Genomic DNA, 16,294 nt, shown 5'->3' on the forward strand with positions numbered 1-16,294 from the left:
TATCGGCATAAGAACATATTCCGCTAAGCGAAATAATAACGATTAGCAATACTACTTATATTCATTTGTGATAACAAACCCCGCCTCGCCCAGTTACCGGCGCGTATTTATACCATCATACTGATATTCAGGTTCTCCATCAGCCAATGGTTATCAGAGTAATCCACCGGTATGGCGATCACCGACGGTCCATCAACGTCCATCGCCTGATGCAACTTGCTGACCAGTTCATCAGCGCTTTCAACTGCGAATCCTCTGGCGCCGAACGCTTCCGCATAGGCTTTGAAATCGATCGGGCCGAACCTGACCCCCGATGCGCGGTGATATTTTTTCTGCTCCTGCATTTCAACCATGTTGTAGGCGTTGTCCACCCAGATAATATGCATCAGGTTACTGTTCAGGCGCACAGCGGTTTCCAGTTCCATACTCGATTGCATAAAACCGCCGTCGCCGGAAACCGAAACGATTTTCCTGCCGGGTTGCACCAGCGAGGCGGCAATCGCCCAGGGCAACGCGACGCCCATGGTTTGCTGCCCGTTGGTCATCAGGATCTGACGGGCGCGAAAGCTGTACAGATAGCGCGCCAACCAGATATGGAAGCTGCCCATATCCACGCACAGCGTCACGTCATGGTTGACGATATCCTGCATAACCCGGACCAAACGCAACGGATGGATCGCAAACCCTCCCATGTCGATCGCCCGCGTGCTCAGATCGTGGCGCTGACGACAACGCTCCTTCAGCACCGCCTGTGTCTGTGAAGAGAGCGACAGCGGCGCGTCGATACACGCACTGAGCGCATCAATGGTCAGGGCGATATTGCCGAGCAACTCATAATCAGGCCGATAGGCGCTGTCAATCTCGGCCCGCAGCACGTCAATGTGCACCAGCGTCGCCTTGCCGCTATTCCATAGCAGGGGATCATACTCCACCGGGCTATAACCCACGGTGATAATCAAATCCGCCTGCTGCAACAGTTTGTCGCCCGCCTGATTGTTGAACAGCCCAATCCGTCCGGCAAAATGGTCGAAATGCGCCTGATCGATAACCCCGGCAGCCTGATAGGTGCTGGTTACCGGCAAACGGCTATGGTGCAAAAAACGCCGCAGCGCCTCGGCATTCTCCGGCTGGCTTGCCATCAACCCAAGCAACAACACCGGATTTTTCGCCTTACGCAACAAGCGGGACGCCTTGACAATATCCTGATGCGGCGCGCCATTGAGTACCGGCAATGTCGGACAAGCCAATACCTGACTGGTCACCGGCTCGTTGAGAATATCCTGCGGCAGACTAACGAACGCCGCGCCGGGACGCCCCAGTTCCGCCGCACGAAAAGCATTGGCCAGCACCTCAGAGATGGCGGATGACGCGATGATTTCCGCGCTGAATTTGGTCACCGGCTTAAACAGGCTGACGGTGTCCAGACTCTGGTGCGTCAACTTGTACTTGTCCGCCCGTTTGACCGCGCCGCCCAGCGCCACCACCGCATCCCCTTCCGATGTCGCCGTCGCCAGTCCGGTGACCAGATTGGAACATCCCGGCCCGGAGGTGACCAGCGTCACACCGGCTTTGCCGGTCAAACGCCCTATCGCCGCCGCCATAAAAGCGCCGTTTGCCTCATGACGAACCGGAATGGTCTGAATCGGAGAATCCTCCAGCGCATCGAAAACACGATCGATCTTGGCGCCTGGGATGCCAAAGATATGTTTAACGCCTTGTTGTTCCAAATGTTTCACAATCAGAGAAGCCCCGCAGTCCCAACTGCGTTGCCCGTTTGATTTTTCCATGATATGACTCCGATGAAATAACGACCACTGGCCAACTAACTTTCCACTGACCGGATAACACTATTGAGATTTTCAGATGACAGGTCGGCGTTGAGAAAATCCCGATCCTGCGGTAGGTCGATAATCAATTTGGCAATCACGCCAAATGTCAAAATCCCTTTTTCCATTTCATAATCAAGGATGTGTCCGCCGCCTTTGCGATCATCGGTAATGAAGTGTTCATGGTAACCGGCAACATTGATCCCCTGGGTATAGGCGGGACTGCGAAAACCGATTACGCTGCCGCGACAGTGTTCAAAATGGAAAGTCGGCTGACTGGCAATCGCTTCCTGCATCGGTTTATAGGGCCGTTCCTGCCGTGGCACCGTACGGGTTTCCACGTAACGAAAATCGCCATTTATCCGCAGGGCGCAAAAAAGATTGTCCGTGTCGATCCTCTCGTCGATTTTTTGGTGCAGGTTATAGCGTTCAATAGGCTTGTCGAAGCGGATTTGCTCTGTCGGACGAAAGAACGTCATGACGGCGAACGGCGTTTTCTGCTCCGGGCGCGCCACGCGCGCGCTGCCATCGGCGCGCAACTGGAAAACCTGGCTATTGAGAGCGACCAACTCCCCATCCAGATTGTTAAATGTTCCTAATCCAAAATCGCCATGTTGCAACAGTTCGGCGATGGTGCGGTTGCCTTCGTATACGCCGTTGATAAGCCCGCTCATCAATGACACTTGATAGATAACGCACTCTGGATGCTGGCACTGATGCGTTAATGCATAATCCGCAATCTCCAGCACACAAGGATCTCCGTCCATATTCTCTTTCATCTCTCATCTCTTCTCGCGTGGTTTATTACTTAAATTTTTCTAACTTTTGTTTAAAGATTGACGCGAGAATGTACAAAACTCCAATATGCAAATATTGTTATTTCGAGATCTAAAAAATATGGAGCCAGGTAAATGGAACTACGTTACTTGCGTTATTTTGTCGCCGTAGCCGAAGCCAGACATTTCACCCGCGCCGCGGAAAAGCTGGGCATATCGCAACCACCGCTGAGCCAACAGATTAGAAAGTTTGAACAGGAGATCGGCACGCCACTGTTTAAAAGATTGACGCGCGGCGTGGAAATGACCGAGGCGGGCAAGGCGCTATACAAAGACGCCCGCCAGATCCTGCAACAGACGGACATGGCGCTCGACAAGGCCAAAAGCATTGCCCGCGGCGAGAAAGGCAGTTTTAACGTGGGCTTCTCCTCGTCGGCGTCTTTCCATCCTGCGGTACTGGCGCTACTGCATGCCTATCAGCATCGCTATCCGAACGTACTGGCCATCCCGCAGGAGGACAACTCCCCCACGCTGCTCGCGGAACTGCACGACAGAAACATTGATCTGGTTTTTCTGCGTCTGCCATGCAATGTGAGCGACGATGTGAATGGTGAAATTCTGGCGGAAGAGTCGATGCAGTTGGTGCTGCCGGCGAATCATACGCTGGGCGGGAAAAAACGCATTCAGTTGAGCGAACTGCATCAGGAACCGTTGATCATTTTTCCGCGCGATGTCTGTCCGGGATTGCACGATATGATCATCCGCTCCTGCTATCTGTCCGGCTATGGCCCGAAACTGAGTCAGTTCGCGCCTCAGTTACCCGCGACGATTGGTATGGTGGCGGCCGGATTTGGCGTCACCATCATCCCCGCATCGCTATCCTGCATTAAAGCCGATAACGTCACCTACCATGAAATTGACTCGCCGCACATCACGACGCAAATCGCGGTTATCTGGCGCAAGCATGAGCGCTCCGCAGCCGTTCAGAATATGGTCGCCCTGCTGCGTGAACAGTTACAGCAACGTTGAGGTCACAACGCCGCCCATTGCCGTCCCCTGCAACGCATAGGCTTATGCGCCAAAAAACTGGTAATTGATATTAATTCTTATATGATATTGGTTATCATTATCATGTTTAACCGGTGGTGAAAAATGCTGACAGCCATGATTACCGCGCGCGGATTGCGGGGAGTAAGCGGGTGTATGGGAAAGCATCTGTCCAGCGCCTGGGGCGTATTGCTGCCCTGCGCGATCATACTATTACTGGCGATGCAGGGTCTCAATCTGCTACATTTTAAATTGATTATCGCCATCGCTTTGCTGGCAACCCTGTTCATGCTGTTTCATCAGCGTCTGCGACACTTTCTGTTACTGCCCTCGTGCGTGGCGCTGGCAGGCGGACTGGTGGTGGTATCGATTATGTTTGACACGCTGGGATAATATAAGAAGAAAACAGCATTAAAGTAGGAAGCATCAAGAAAGGATTGGTGCGAAGAGAGGGACTTGAACCCTCACGCCCGTTAAGGCACTAACACCTGAAGCTAGCGCGTCTACCAATTCCGCCACCTTCGCAAACCTGTCCGCATTACGTTACGCAATGCCACCACGGAGGCGAATTCTAGAGGTTTTACCGTTAAGGTCAATGATTATTTCCCCGAAAATGCGGGAGTTGCTGCAAAAACCATCATCTCGCGGCGGCATCATGCGCAAAGCGTTCGCTAAGCCATTCAATGAACACCCGAATCCGTGGCGCAAGAAAACGTCCGGGCGGATACATCACATACAGCGGCATATCCGGCGCAGGGGTGTCTTGCAATATTTCTACCAGTTCGCCACTGTCCAGCAACGATTGTAAACCACGCCGCGGCGCCTGAATCAGCCCTAATCCGGCGCGGCAACCGGCAATATAGGCATCCGCGCCATTCACCTGCAACTTTCCCGGCAACCTATGCGTGATTAGCTCGCCGTTTTGCATGAATTCCAGCGGATAAAGCTGCTCGGAGCGTAATGAAAAATAGCCAACGGCCTGATGCCCGGCCAGATCGTCCAATGACAACGGCGTGCCAAACCGCGCCAGATAATGCGCGGACGCACAGGTTATCTGCGGCATGGGCGGCAGGTGCCGGGTCGCCAGCGAATCATCGTCCACCTGCCAGGCGCGCAGGACGCAATCAACCCCTTCGCGCACGACATTAATCGCCGAATCATTGGCGCTAAGCATCAAAGTTATCTGCGGATAGCGTTGGTAAAACGCCCCCAACGCCGGAATAACCACATCCCTGGCCAACGAATGCGGCATATCGACCCGCACTTTCCCCACCGGCTGGTGTTTATGGTGGGTAAAAAGCGTATCGGTTTCTTCAATTTCGGCCAGCAGGTGGATACAGCGCTGATAGTAAATCCGGCCCTCGTCGGTGATATTCACCTGTCTGGTGGTTCTTTGCAGCAGGCGCACGCCCAACCGCGCTTCAAGCTGTTTGATGGTATGGCTTACGGTGGCGCGCGGCAGCCCCTGCTTTTCGGCCGCACGGCTAAAATTTCCCAGTTCCACAATACGCACAAAAATTCGCATCGCCTGAATCTGATCCATGGTCATGTACCATTGTTGTTAATATTTGAACAGTGTTGCACAAAATAGATGATTTATCTTTGTTCGATAAACAACCACACTGCTGTTACTGCAAACACATCATGAGGACGGCACTATGTTACAACGTCAATTAGGTCTTAATGGCCCATCCGTTTCAGCATTGGGGCTGGGATGCATGGGCATGAGTGATTTCTACTTCACCGCCCAGGATGAAAAGGAGTCCATCGCCACGCTGCATCGCGCGCTGGAGTTAGGCGTCACGCTACTGGATACCGCCGATATGTACGGCCCGCACACCAATGAACAATTGGTTGGCAAGGCGATCAAGGGCAAGCGCCAACAGGTTTTTCTGGCCACCAAATTCGGCATCGTGCGAAATCTGAACAATCAGAACGATCGTGGCGTCTGCGGTAAGCCGGAATATATTCGTCGTGCGGTTGAAGGCAGCCTGCAACGGCTGGGCGTGGAAGAAATCGACCTCTACTATCAGCATCGCGTCGATCCTGCGATGCCGATTGAAGAGAGCGTCGGTACGCTGGCCGATCTGGTTAGGGAAGGGAAAATTCGTTACATCGGCTTAAGTGAAGCATCCGCCGATACCCTGGAGCGCGCCCACCGGGTTCATCCGATCACCGCCTTACAGAGTGAATACTCGCTGTGGACGCGGGATGTGGAAATCAGCGTATTGCCCGCCTGTAAACGTCTTGGCGTAGGTTTCGTTCCTTACAGCCCGTTAGGTCGCGGTTTTCTGACCGGAGCGATCCGCAGCACGGATGATCTGGCCGCCGATGATTTCCGCCGCCACAATCCGCGCTTTATGGGAGAAAACTTTGTCAAAAACCTGCAATTAGTCGATAAAATCAACCAGTTGGCGGCGCAAAAAGGCATCACGTCATCACAGTTGGCGCTGGCCTGGGTTCTGGCGCAAGGCGAACACATTGTGCCGATCCCAGGAACCAAACGCTGTCGCTATCTGGAAGAAAACCTCGCCGCGCTGGATGTCACGTTAACGGCTGAAGAACTGGCCGCCATCGAAGCGTATTTCCCTTTCGATGCCGCAGCGGGAGAGCGCTATGGCAAAGAAAGCATGGCGCAGATTGATGTTTAGAGGTTAACGGCGGCCTTTCTTCGTCGTGCGGGGCGGGCGGCCGACCGTGGCCTGATAAACCTTGAAGCGCCCGGTTTGCGCCAGCACTTCATGGCTGACAAAGGCTGCGTCCAATAATGCCGGATACGGCAGGAAGGCATTGGCGACAATGCGCAACTGTCCGCCAATCGGCAAATGCGACACCGCGCCGCGAATCAGCAGTTCCACCGCTTGCAGACTAGTTTGCAAACCATCATGGAACGGCGGATTGGAGATGATCAGGTCAAAACGACCGGTAATGTCCGAATAAACATTGCTGGCAATGACTTCGCCTTCCAGTTGGTTGGCAGCCAACGTCGCCTTGCTGGATTCAACCGCGCCGGCGCTGACATCGCTCAGCGTCAGGCGGATTTTCGGCGACTGCTTCGCCAGCGAAGCGGCCAGCACCCCCGCACCACAGGCGATATCCAGCACTTTGCCTTTCATATGTGGCTCAAATGTCGACAACAGCAATTGGCTGCCCGGATCCAGCCCATCACGACTGAACACGCCGGGCAGGGTTTTCACCGTCACGCCATCAATGAGGTATTCGTCCCACCAGTCATCCAGATTGAACGTGGTCTGCTTCTCAAGCCGGCCATGATAAAGTCCGCAGCGACGCGCGCTGTCAATCTTCGCCAGCACAGCGAAATCGCCCAAAACATTTTCCGCGCTGCGCACGCCGCTGCGGTTCTCGCCCACCACAAAAATTTCAGCGCCAACAGGCAGTAACGACAGCAGATTGAACAACTGGAATTGCGCTTCCTGCTTGCTCTTCGGCCAGTAATAAATCAGGGTGTCGCAGTCAGCCACCAGCGCGGCATCGGCCAGTAAACCATATTGAACCCGCTCGTCCAACGTCCGGTTTAACTGCTGCCAATGGTGAAATTGCGTGGCGTGGACACGCACATCAGACGCGTCGAACTGCGCTGGAAACATGTCTTGTAAATCACCGGCGAACAGAACCCGGCGTGAGACGAATTCGTCGCTATGGCGCAGTATGACTTCACTGGCAGGGGTTAATGCGGACATCAGACTCTAGCTCCTTAATAATTGAACGGGGATTATAGAGCTTTGTTGGCGCATGTTCGATGGGTTTGCTAGCATAAGCCCAATAGATTTCAAGATGCGCTCAGGCGGCCAACGCCCCTGCGACTTGAGAAGTGAAAGGTATAGCGCGGCGTCATCGCGATCCAGACAGGATAAAGCATGGAATCAAGACGTGACTGGATGCTACAGCAGCTAGGTATTACGCAGTGGACGCTGAGACGTCCGTCGGCGTTGCAGGGCGAAATCGCCGTCAGTCTGCCCGCGCAGATCCGTCTGGTGATCGTGTCCGCCGAACCGTTGCCCGACGACGCCCCGCTGTTAAACGATGTTTTACGCAGTCTGGCGCTGACGCCAGAGCAAACCTACCGTCTGACCCCGCAACAAACCATGATGCTCCCTGAAAACGCTCGCTGCCACAGTTGGCGTCTGGGGGTGGATGCGCCGCTTGCGTTGGAAGGCGTCCAGCTAACCAGCCCGGTTTTGACCGAGCTTTCTCAGCGTGCCGACGCCAAACGCGCGCTATGGCAACAAATTTGCGAACATGAACACGATATCTTCTCTGACGCCAACCGATCTGGCGCAAGCCTTTCAGATTGAACAAGCCAGCCATGCCTTTCCGTGGACGGAAAAGACCTTTGTCAGCAATCAGGGGGAGCGCTACGTCAACCTGAAACTGACTCACAACGGACGCATCGCCGCCTATGCCATTACGCAGGTGGTACTTGATGAAGCGACCCTGTTCAACATTGCCGTTCACCCGGATTTTCAGCGTCAGGGGTTTGGCCGGACATTGCTCGACCATCTCATTCAGGAGATGGAGAAACGCGGCATTCTGACGTTATGGCTGGAAGTGCGCGCTTCCAACCAACGGGCCATCGCGCTATATGAAAGTCTGGGCTTTAACGAAGTTTCGCTACGCCGCGACTATTACCCTGCCGCCGAGGGGCGTGAAGACGCGATCATCATGGCGCTGCCGCTGGGATAATGCGTCGATTTTCCCCGTCAGGCATGAAGAAAATCCTGCCAGCGCCGAACCAGATAGTTGTGTTCATCCATCACCGAGTTCCAGACGGCGATGTGGCTCATGCGCTGCGCATAACAGCCACCGTCGCGGCGTTCTCCTTTGGCGATTAAGGGCTCGCCGAACGCATCGGGTAAGGTTTCCAACGCGGGTTGACCGTCGTACCAGAAATCCCATTCCGCCGCCGAGAGATAATCCCGGCTGCGCTGCGGATTGGAAATATAATATCCCTGCCGGGCCATCACCGCGCCCGGCCACCCTGACTGCCACCAGTTGAGATACTCATAGGCGATGTCTTTTACTTTCCCCGCCGCGCAACGCGACAGCGACAGTCCGCCGTACCAGGCCCGGTAGCCTTCACGCGGCATCGCCAGCTTATAACCGCTCTGGCGAAAATGGTGGCGAAAGTAAGTCGGCGCCCACAGGCTCTGGATACCCACCTGCCGATCATCAATCAGTTTACCGGCTTCATCCGGGGTGGCCCAGAATGCGGCGAAATGACCGTGTCGGCGATGGCTGACCAGAATATCCGTCAGGACGTCAATCTCTTCCAGCGCCAGATTCCCCACGCTGGCAAAGCGCGTCAGCCCCGCGCCCTGCACCGCCAGCGCCGCATCAAGCGCGCCCATCGCCGCATCATGTTGCAGCGCCGCTTGTCCGGCGTAAGCGGGATGCAACAGCCACGCCCAACTCTCTTCTTCGCCACGCAGCGAATCCGGCAACCGGTCGGCGTGATAAGCAAAGCTGTCGGCATTGTGGGTGAGCGGCAGCATGCTGATAAGATCGGCCGGACGGCTGCTAAGGTGATTATCGCGCTGGACGTACAACCGATCAGCCGGCACGCTGCCATCGCCTGGGCGTCCGCCGGGCAGCAGCGAACCCAACTTGGGCAAATTATTGATCTCATCCCAATAGCGCAGACGCTTGATTTCCAGCGGTTGGATCGCGCGCGCCGGCCAGACGAAATCAATATTATGAAACCACTGGTCGTACAGGTCGTAGCTTTCGGGGTGCATTACCGCGATACGCTGCGCATCCTCGACGTCATGCACCAGATACTCAATATTGACGCCGAGATCCTGCTGCGCCCGTTGACGCAATAGTTCCAGTAGCGTGACCGATGTCCCCAGTACGCGCAACGTGATGTTGGAAGAAGATAAAACCGATGTCATTGCCGGGCCTTTTCGCTGATAAAGGGCTGCTGAAAACGTAGAAAAGCCTGACTGAGCGCTTCCGGTTCAATCCCCCGCATAATAAATACCAGTTGCGACTCGCGCAATGTACCCGGCCATGCCGTCAGATGCTCCGGCGGATGCAGGCTGTGCTGAACGCCGTGGATCACAATGGGCGAGGCGCTTTCATTAACCTTCAGAATTCCTTTCATGCGCAGCACCGATTTACCGTGACAATGCAGCAACAGCGACAGCCAGATGACGAAAGCGCTCCAGTTAATATCTTCCGCCAGCGTAATTACGCAGGTGCGGGTTTGCGGGTGATGCGGCTCAGCAAGCGCCGACACATTGCCTGACGCCGTTGATGACGCCGCATTCCCCATCCAGCGGAACACCTGACGTTTGATCGCGCTGGCGCTGGCGCCCGGCGGCGTGCGCGTCGTAAACAGCTGATCGGGATGCGCAAGGGCGAGCGCCGTGTCTGCAATCCATGCCAGCGGGTTGAGCCGGGCGAGGTACTCCCTGAGCGGCGCCAGGGCGTCCGCACCGACGCGATCGCATTTACTCAACAATAAAGTATCCGCCGCCGTCACTTGCGTCAGCCATTCAGGTTGATTTTCCGCCTGTTCCCAGGCGTGCTCGGCATCCACCAGCGTGATCAGACTTCCCTGGCTGAAGTGATATTGCAACTGTCGGTCATATAACAATGTGGAGAGGATCGGTGCGGGATCGGCAAGGCCGGTGGTTTCCAGCACGATGTGGCTGAACGGCGGCAATTCTCCCCGCGCTCTGCGCTCATACAGGTCCAGCAGCGCCTGTTTCAATTCCCCCCGAATCTGACAACAGACGCATCCGCTGGGCAGCAATATTGTATCCGGCGCCACCTGTTGCAGCAGAAAATGGTCAATGCCGACCTCGCCGAACTCGTTGACCAGCAGCGCCACATCGTTGATGTCCTGACTGCGCAGCCAATGCTGCAACAAGGTGGTTTTTCCGCTGCCGAGAAAACCGCTGAGAACATGCACCACCAGCTTTTCTTCCCGACGCATCACGCCCCCTTGCTTTCCAGCGCCGCAAGCCAGCCATCATCCAGCGGATCGAGCGATCGTCTGATGATTTTTTCCGCTTGCGGCCAAAGTTGATCAAGCGTATCGACGATCACCTGTTGTCCCGTCGGCCCCGCCAGCATCCAGCGCTGATGGAAGTCATTCAACTTTAGTCTGAAAGGCGCCAGCACTTGGTTCAACACCGCCAACTGCTGTTGCCGTTGCTGATAACGGGGCCGCGAACGTTGCAGCGGATCGCTCCACTTCGGTCCGCTGTCGAGCAAGCCGCAAACTCCGCACATCGTCATTCTCCTTATATCAGGGCATTACATCGCCGGAATTGGGTCCCAGCGTCTGTCCCACGAACAGATTGCCGCCCGGTTCGCTGGCCAGCAACAACGCCACCGGCGCCACCTCTTCCGGGCGGCCAAAGCGTCCAAGCGGCAACTCCGCGGCTTTCGCCTGCTTCCAGGCGCTGCTGATGCCTTCAACCAGCGGGGTTTCAATCGGCCCCGGCGCAATGGCGTTCACCAGTACGTTGTACGGCGCCGCTTCCAGCGCCAGTGACTTGGTAAACCCGATAACGCCTGCTTTCGCCGCTGCGTAATGACACAGTTCGGCGCCGCCTTTGATCCCCAGTTGCGACGCGATATTGATAATCCGCCCCCACTTTTGCGCCATCATAATCGGCAGCGCACGCTGCGAGGCGATAAACACGCTGCGTAAATCCACCGCCATCATCTCATCCCACATCGCCAGCGTGATATCGCCGCAACGCGCCTGAGTCAATATCCCGGCGTTGTTCACCAAAATATCGATACCGCCATAATGGTTGATACATTGATCCACGCCGTGCCGCGCGCCAGCCACCTCGCCGACATCGGCAACGGCGCCATGACATGGCGCGCCGAGCGCGCGGCATGCGGCGACCACGCCATCCAGACGGGCGGCGTCATAATCGACCAGCATCAGACGCGCTCCTTCGGTGGCGAACTGTTGCGCAATCGCCATGCCGATACCGCTGGCGGCGCCGCTAATCACCACGTTTCGGTTTTGTAATAGCATCATGTCCTCCTAGTCAGGCCAGCGCACGGTCAGGCCGCCGTCAACAATCAGGCTCTGGCCGGTGATATAGCTGCTTTTATCGCTGGTCAGAAAGGCGATCAGGTTCGCCACGTCTTCAGGCTTGCCCACCCGCCCCAACGGAATACCGAGCGCCGCCTGCCTTAATCCTGCCGGCCCTAGCGAATTCTCGGCATCAAGCGACTGCGGCGTTTCGATCAGGCCTGGGATCACCGCGTTACAGCGAATTCCCCGCGGCGCAAGCTCCACCGCCACGGAGCGACAAATCCCCGGTACGCCCGCCTTCGCCGCCGCATAGTGCGCATGATCCTGCCAGCCATAAAACGCCCCGGCGATAGAGGACACCGCGACCAGACTGCCGCCCGTCCCCAGATAGGCGGAAGCTTCGCGAAAACAGCGCATGACGCCGGTTAAATCCACGTTGAGCATATCGTCCCATTTGGCGTCGCTCCCCGATCGGGGAGCGACGCAGCACGCCCGCATTGGCCACCATGTAGTCGATGCGACCAAAGTGCTGGTAGGCGCGGGCGGTAAAAGACGCCACCGAGTCGGTTAAACCGACATCCAGCGGCAGCCAGATCGCCTCGCCCCCGGCGGCGGCGACCGCCGCTTGCGCCTTGATCGGATCGTGCGGATCAGCCGGGTAGTACCCCGCCGCGACGCGCACGCCTTTACGCGCATAGGTTTTCGCCAGCGCCAACCCGATGCCGCTGGTGGCGCCGCTAATCAACGCCACCGGCGAAGAAGTTAAGGTTTCAGACATTGCCGTTCTCCTGCGGGGTTATTTCACGTCTTCCGCACGCACATGGCGGGCAAACAAAATAATGATGCCGGACACAAAACACGGCAGCGCGCCGAACCAGAGCGCGGCCTGCTGCCAGTCGCCGCCACTGCTCAGCGTGCTGGTGGTGCCGATCCCCGCGAGGATCGCGCCCACCGGCCCCATTGCGCCAATCAACGCGCCGGCGGTAGCGCGGATTGCGGTGGGAAAGCTTTCGCTGATAAAAAACAACGCGGCGGCATAAGGCCCGATAAGGAAGAACAGACCGATGCTGTACAGCACGACGATGATGGCGAAGCTATCCGGGCTGTACAGCATGCCGGTAAACGCCACGCCGCCCAGCATCCAGCCCACGGCGATGGTATTGCGGCGGCCAAAGCGATCGCCAAGCCAACCGTGCACCAGATAACCGCAGTAGCCGACCAGATTCGACAGCACCAGGATCAGCAGCGAGTTACTGAAAGAGACATCGTGCGTGCGGGTAATCACCGTCGTTCCAAGCACGCTGAAGATCTGAATGGCAAACCAGTTAATCAGGATAGCGCTACCCAGCACCAGCGTGGCGCGCAGCGACACACCGCGAAAAGCCGCGCCCAGACCGGCTTGCTGATGTTCTTCATAGTGAATATGGTAGTCCTGCGCCACCTGACGGGCATCCTCGACCTGACCGGACTGACGTAACTGGCGGATATACTGATGAACCTGAAACTGCGGCGTCTCTTTCAGCTTCAATGCCAGCACCGCGATCACCAATGACGGCAAGGCGGCGAAAATAAAGCTGCCCTGCCAGCCAATCAGCGGCATCAGGATTGCGGTCAGCGCGGACGCCACCAGCGCGCCTACCGGCCAACCGCCCTGCACCAGACTGTAGATAAAGCCTTTACGCCTGTTCAGCCGCGGATCGTCGAGCGCGGCATAAAGCTCCGTCAGGTAGGTGGCATTGACCGTTTGCTCGGCATAACCCAGCCCCGCCACCGAGCGAATGGCCGTCAGCGCGCCTTTACCCCATGCGCCGCCCACCGCCGTCAGCAAGGAACAAATCGCCGCGCCGCCCACGGTAATGACAATCCCCAGGCGGCGGCCAAGCCGGTCTACCAGCGGGCCGATCGCCAGCGCGATCACTGCGCCGCCGACGGCGACCCAGGTGGCTATCTCCGCCTGTTCAACTTCACTCCAGCCAAAATGATTGCCGATTTCAGGCAACAGAGTGCCAAACAGAATGAAATCATAGACCGCGAATACCCAGGCAAAGAACGCGATCCAGGTGGCGAATTTTACATCCCTGATGGTCAGTTGCTGGGGTTGCCAGCCATTAATCGTAGATTTCTTATACAGGCTCATTTTTCTATCACTCTTTATTTATTTTGGTGGAAGAAAATTACAGGCCGCGTAGCTGGCGCTGGCGGAAATCATCGGCAATCTCATCAAAGGTCACGAAACGAATACCTTCGTGGCGCTGAATATGTTTAATCAGGCGCTCCAGCATCAACAGCACCTGCGGACGCCCGGATACATCCGGGTGGATAGTCATGGTGAAAACCGCGTAATCGTTCTCGCGATAGACCCAGTCGAACTGATCGCGCCACATCTCTTCCAGATGACGCGGATTCACAAACCCATGACTGTTAGGGGATTTTTTGATGAACATCATCGGCGGCAGATCGTCGAGATACCAGTTCGCCGGGATCTCGATAAGATCAGTCTCTTCACCGCGCATCAGCGGTTTCATCCAGCTATCGGGATGCTGGCTGTAGTCAATGCGTGTCCAGCTATCGCCGACACGCACATAATAAGGGTGGAAGTCGTTATGCATCAGGCTGTGGTCATACTTGATGCCTTTTTTCAGCAACAGTTCATTCGTCACATTGCTGAATTCCCACCACGGCGCCACATAACCGGTCGGACGCTTTCCTGACAGATCGGTAACCAGATCGATGCAGCGATCCAGAATGGCTTCTTCCTGCGCGGGCGTCATGGCGATAGGATTTTCATGGCTGTAACCGTGCACGCCAATTTCATGTCCCGCGTCCGCAACGGCTTTCATCTGCTCAGGGAAGGTTTCGATAGAGTGACCGGGAATAAACCAGGTGGTGCGCAACTGATGATCCGCGAACAACTTCAGCAGGCGCGGCGCCCCAACTTCACCGGCAAACAACCCGCGTGAGATATCGTCCGGGGAATCCTCACCGCCATAGGAGCCCAACCACCCTGCGACCGCATCAACATCAACACCGAATGCACATAGGATCTCTTTCGCCATGTTATTTCTCCATTACTCGTAACAAGAAAAACAGATGGCAGCCGTTAGTGGATACAGACTGAAAGGCTGCCGTTTCGACACTGAGCGACAAACTGGCGGATATTCACTCCCTCCGGCTTACGGCATGACATAAAATGCAGTTGACGTTTTCGCTCACGCCTTACCACCTAAAATGTATCTTTAAGAAAAAAATACATTTTAAAACTAGCAAGTAAAATGCCAAAACGTAGGCGGCGATCATTGTTTTTTGTTCTGGAAGTGCTGATAAAATCAAAACACACTGTTATAAAGAGGCTTTCAATCCGTGGATATAATGTGTAAAAGATCATTGCGCAGGGCAAATAATAAATATGCGTAAAAATGAATATTTGATTTAATGATTCATTATTGTGCGAGCGCACCATAGAAATGCATGTTGTTTACCTGGCAGCAACGAGCAACTTATATCCGGTGGTATGTAATAATGCCGCATTCACTCAGGTGAGGATCAATGAGCCAAAGGATGCTTAACGAAAGCAAAGATGTAAAAACCGAAGCCCGCGGCGCGGCGCGCTACGAGATAATCCATCAGGCGCTCAGGAAAGCGATAACCGCACAAACCGTACCGGCTGGATTAGTCTTACTGGAAGGGCCGTTAGCCGAGTTGTTCGGCACCAGCCGGGTTCCTGTGCGGCGCGCGCTGGGCCTGTTGCATAAAGAAGGACTCATCGCCCGCTTTGAAGGACGCGGATTTATCGTCGCCGCCGAAGATGAGGACGTTGAACCGCAGCGCCTGGCGTTAAACCGCACCATCCTGGGGCTCGATCAAGATCAGGCTCTGGTTGATACCCGTAGCGTCGGCGAAAAGGTGTTGAGCGATCTGCAAGAAGCCCTGTCAACCTGCATGGTATTCGGTCATTACCAGCTTAATGAAGGTCAGGCGGCGGCGTTTTACAATGTCAGCCGCAATATTATTCGTGAGAGTCTGGTACGCTTGCGTGATCGGGGACTGGTTGAAAAAGAACCTTACTCGCAGTGGCGGGCCGGGCCGTTGACGGCCAGAGAGATCCGCGATCATTATCAGATCCGCGCCTGCCTTGAACCGGCTACGTTACGTAAAGCCGCGCCTTATCTTGCGCAACGCCAGATCATGGAAAATCTGGAACGGCTGGAAAAACTGAAAAGAGGCAAAGTGACTGCCGAAGCGTTGGAGCGGGTTGAGGATGATTTACACCTTTTTTGCCTGGAACCGGCTGGCAACCGGACGCTGGTCGAAATTCTGCGGCAAAGTCAGTCTCCGCTCATCGTGACCCGCATTTTCTATGAGACGCTGGCCATCGCGGTTGATACCGCCACCATCAACGAGCATCGGCTCATCTATGAAATGCTGCTGCAGGAAAGCTGGGAACTGGCGGCAATGAGTCTGCATGAACATCTTGAACGTGCGCAAATCAGGACACTGCAAAAACTCAAAGTCCTGTCCGTTCTCCCGGTTCCCCTCCTGCCGCCTTATCTGCACAGAATCAGCTAGCAGGGAGTTTTTTCCCGGAACGCCGGATCCACACACCAGGACAAAAGACCGCG

General features: G+C 55.6%; 16 protein-coding genes, 1 tRNA gene and 1 pseudogene. 6 read left to right on the plus strand and 12 right to left on the minus strand.

Annotation, left to right across the window (positions count from 1 at the left end):
• Nucleotides 1-107 precede the first annotated feature (107 nt).
• Both alsS and budA read right to left on the minus strand, forming a co-directional pair.
• A complete protein-coding gene (gene alsS, locus DES54_RS06575) occupies nt 108-1,787 on the minus strand; it encodes an acetolactate synthase AlsS (protein ID WP_113865789.1) in 1,680 nt (559 codons plus the stop codon).
• Between the two features lie 35 nt (nt 1,788-1,822).
• Entirely contained in the window at nt 1,823-2,605 is a 783-nt protein-coding gene (gene budA, locus DES54_RS06580) for an acetolactate decarboxylase (protein WP_113865790.1), read from the minus strand.
• Nucleotides 2,606-2,737: 132 nt separating this feature from the next.
• On the opposite strand from budA, the gene DES54_RS06585 reads away from it, so the two are divergent.
• Entirely contained in the window at nt 2,738-3,631 is an 894-nt protein-coding gene (locus DES54_RS06585) for a LysR family transcriptional regulator (RefSeq protein ID WP_113865791.1), read from the plus strand.
• Nucleotides 3,632-3,754: 123 nt separating this feature from the next.
• Nucleotides 3,755-4,042 carry a DUF1435 domain-containing protein gene (locus DES54_RS06590; protein ID WP_113865792.1) on the plus strand — a complete coding sequence of 96 codons (288 nt, stop codon included), beginning with the start codon at nt 3,755-3,757 and terminating at the stop codon, nt 4,040-4,042.
• 45 nt (nt 4,043-4,087) lie between these two features.
• On the opposite strand, the gene DES54_RS06595 is transcribed toward DES54_RS06590, so the two are convergent.
• Nucleotides 4,088-4,174, minus strand: a tRNA-Leu gene (locus DES54_RS06595).
• A 112-nt stretch (nt 4,175-4,286) separates the two neighbouring features.
• A complete protein-coding gene (locus DES54_RS06600; RefSeq protein ID WP_113865793.1) occupies nt 4,287-5,192 on the minus strand; it encodes a LysR family transcriptional regulator in 906 nt (301 codons plus the stop codon).
• Between the two features lie 115 nt (nt 5,193-5,307).
• Here DES54_RS06600 and DES54_RS06605 point away from each other — a divergent pair, with 115 nt between their 5' ends.
• A complete protein-coding gene (locus DES54_RS06605) occupies nt 5,308-6,300 on the plus strand; it encodes an aldo/keto reductase (RefSeq protein WP_113865794.1) in 993 nt (330 codons plus the stop codon).
• A gap of 3 nt (nt 6,301-6,303) precedes the next feature.
• On the opposite strand, the gene rsmC is transcribed toward DES54_RS06605, so the two are convergent.
• Nucleotides 6,304-7,350, minus strand: coding sequence for a 16S rRNA (guanine(1207)-N(2))-methyltransferase RsmC (gene rsmC / locus DES54_RS06610; RefSeq protein ID WP_113865795.1), 1,047 nt, complete (start codon nt 7,348-7,350; stop codon nt 6,304-6,306).
• Between the two features lie 177 nt (nt 7,351-7,527).
• Between rsmC and DES54_RS06615 the strand changes: the two genes are divergently transcribed.
• Together DES54_RS06615 and rimI are read left to right on the plus strand one after the other, a co-directional pair.
• The gene (locus DES54_RS06615) at nt 7,528-7,965 is read left to right on the plus strand and encodes a DNA polymerase III subunit psi (protein WP_113865796.1); all 438 of its coding nucleotides are present in this window, start codon (nt 7,528-7,530) and stop codon (nt 7,963-7,965) included.
• A complete protein-coding gene (gene rimI / locus DES54_RS06620) occupies nt 7,910-8,353 on the plus strand; it encodes a ribosomal protein S18-alanine N-acetyltransferase (RefSeq protein WP_113865797.1) in 444 nt (147 codons plus the stop codon). The genes DES54_RS06615 and rimI overlap by 56 nt, the downstream gene beginning before the upstream one ends.
• A 17-nt stretch (nt 8,354-8,370) precedes the next feature.
• On the opposite strand, the gene DES54_RS06625 is transcribed toward rimI, so the two are convergent.
• The 7 genes and pseudogenes from DES54_RS06625 to DES54_RS06655 form a co-directional block, all read right to left on the minus strand.
• Entirely contained in the window at nt 8,371-9,561 is a 1,191-nt protein-coding gene (locus tag DES54_RS06625) for an ABC transporter substrate-binding protein (protein WP_113865798.1), read from the minus strand.
• Complete coding sequence (locus DES54_RS06630; RefSeq protein ID WP_113865799.1) at nt 9,558-10,610, minus strand: CobW family GTP-binding protein; 1,053 nt, start codon at nt 10,608-10,610, stop codon at nt 9,558-9,560. Before DES54_RS06630 ends, DES54_RS06625 begins: the two co-directional genes overlap by 4 nt.
• Complete coding sequence (locus DES54_RS06635) at nt 10,610-10,909, minus strand: hypothetical protein (protein WP_113865800.1); 300 nt, start codon at nt 10,907-10,909, stop codon at nt 10,610-10,612. Before DES54_RS06635 ends, DES54_RS06630 begins: the two co-directional genes overlap by 1 nt.
• A 16-nt stretch (nt 10,910-10,925) precedes the next feature.
• Entirely contained in the window at nt 10,926-11,672 is a 747-nt protein-coding gene (locus tag DES54_RS06640; protein WP_113865801.1) for an SDR family NAD(P)-dependent oxidoreductase, read from the minus strand.
• A gap of 9 nt (nt 11,673-11,681) precedes the next feature.
• Nucleotides 11,682-12,453, minus strand: a pseudogene (locus DES54_RS19245) (SDR family NAD(P)-dependent oxidoreductase).
• Nucleotides 12,454-12,471: 18 nt separating this feature from the next.
• On the minus strand, nt 12,472-13,812 hold the full coding sequence (locus DES54_RS06650) for an MFS transporter (RefSeq protein ID WP_113865802.1): 1,341 nt from the start codon (nt 13,810-13,812) through the stop codon (nt 12,472-12,474).
• Nucleotides 13,813-13,849: 37 nt separating this feature from the next.
• Nucleotides 13,850-14,731, minus strand: a complete 882-nt coding sequence (locus DES54_RS06655; protein WP_113865803.1) for a polysaccharide deacetylase family protein — start codon at nt 14,729-14,731, stop codon at nt 13,850-13,852.
• Nucleotides 14,732-15,221: 490 nt separating this feature from the next.
• Between DES54_RS06655 and DES54_RS06660 the strand changes: the two genes are divergently transcribed.
• Nucleotides 15,222-16,241 (plus strand): GntR family transcriptional regulator, encoded by a 1,020-nt coding sequence (locus tag DES54_RS06660; RefSeq protein ID WP_240634959.1) that lies wholly within the window; start codon nt 15,222-15,224, stop codon nt 16,239-16,241.
• Nucleotides 16,242-16,294 lie beyond the last annotated feature (53 nt).

The organism is Brenneria salicis ATCC 15712 = DSM 30166 (assembly GCF_003315515.1).
Taxonomy (GTDB): domain Bacteria; phylum Pseudomonadota; class Gammaproteobacteria; order Enterobacterales; family Enterobacteriaceae; genus Brenneria; species Brenneria salicis.

Coding starts and splice junctions, on each gene's coding strand:
- alsS (WP_113865789.1), bottom strand. CDS start 1,787: ATGGAAAAATCAAACGGGCAACGCAGTTGGGACTGCGGGGCTTCTCTG.
- budA (WP_113865790.1), bottom strand. CDS start 2,605: ATGAAAGAGAATATGGACGGAGATCCTTGTGTGCTGGAGATTGCGGAT.
- DES54_RS06585 (WP_113865791.1), top strand. CDS start 2,738: ATGGAACTACGTTACTTGCGTTATTTTGTCGCCGTAGCCGAAGCCAGA.
- DES54_RS06590 (WP_113865792.1), top strand. CDS start 3,755: ATGCTGACAGCCATGATTACCGCGCGCGGATTGCGGGGAGTAAGCGGG.
- DES54_RS06600 (WP_113865793.1), bottom strand. CDS start 5,192: ATGGATCAGATTCAGGCGATGCGAATTTTTGTGCGTATTGTGGAACTG.
- DES54_RS06605 (WP_113865794.1), top strand. CDS start 5,308: ATGTTACAACGTCAATTAGGTCTTAATGGCCCATCCGTTTCAGCATTG.
- rsmC (WP_113865795.1), bottom strand. CDS start 7,350: ATGTCCGCATTAACCCCTGCCAGTGAAGTCATACTGCGCCATAGCGAC.
- DES54_RS06615 (WP_113865796.1), top strand. CDS start 7,528: ATGGAATCAAGACGTGACTGGATGCTACAGCAGCTAGGTATTACGCAG.
- rimI (WP_113865797.1), top strand. CDS start 7,910: ATGAACACGATATCTTCTCTGACGCCAACCGATCTGGCGCAAGCCTTT.
- DES54_RS06625 (WP_113865798.1), bottom strand. CDS start 9,561: ATGACATCGGTTTTATCTTCTTCCAACATCACGTTGCGCGTACTGGGG.
- DES54_RS06630 (WP_113865799.1), bottom strand. CDS start 10,610: ATGCGTCGGGAAGAAAAGCTGGTGGTGCATGTTCTCAGCGGTTTTCTC.
- DES54_RS06635 (WP_113865800.1), bottom strand. CDS start 10,909: ATGTGCGGAGTTTGCGGCTTGCTCGACAGCGGACCGAAGTGGAGCGAT.
- DES54_RS06640 (WP_113865801.1), bottom strand. CDS start 11,672: ATGCTATTACAAAACCGAAACGTGGTGATTAGCGGCGCCGCCAGCGGT.
- DES54_RS06650 (WP_113865802.1), bottom strand. CDS start 13,812: ATGAGCCTGTATAAGAAATCTACGATTAATGGCTGGCAACCCCAGCAA.
- DES54_RS06655 (WP_113865803.1), bottom strand. CDS start 14,731: ATGGCGAAAGAGATCCTATGTGCATTCGGTGTTGATGTTGATGCGGTC.
- DES54_RS06660 (WP_240634959.1), top strand. CDS start 15,222: ATGAGCCAAAGGATGCTTAACGAAAGCAAAGATGTAAAAACCGAAGCC.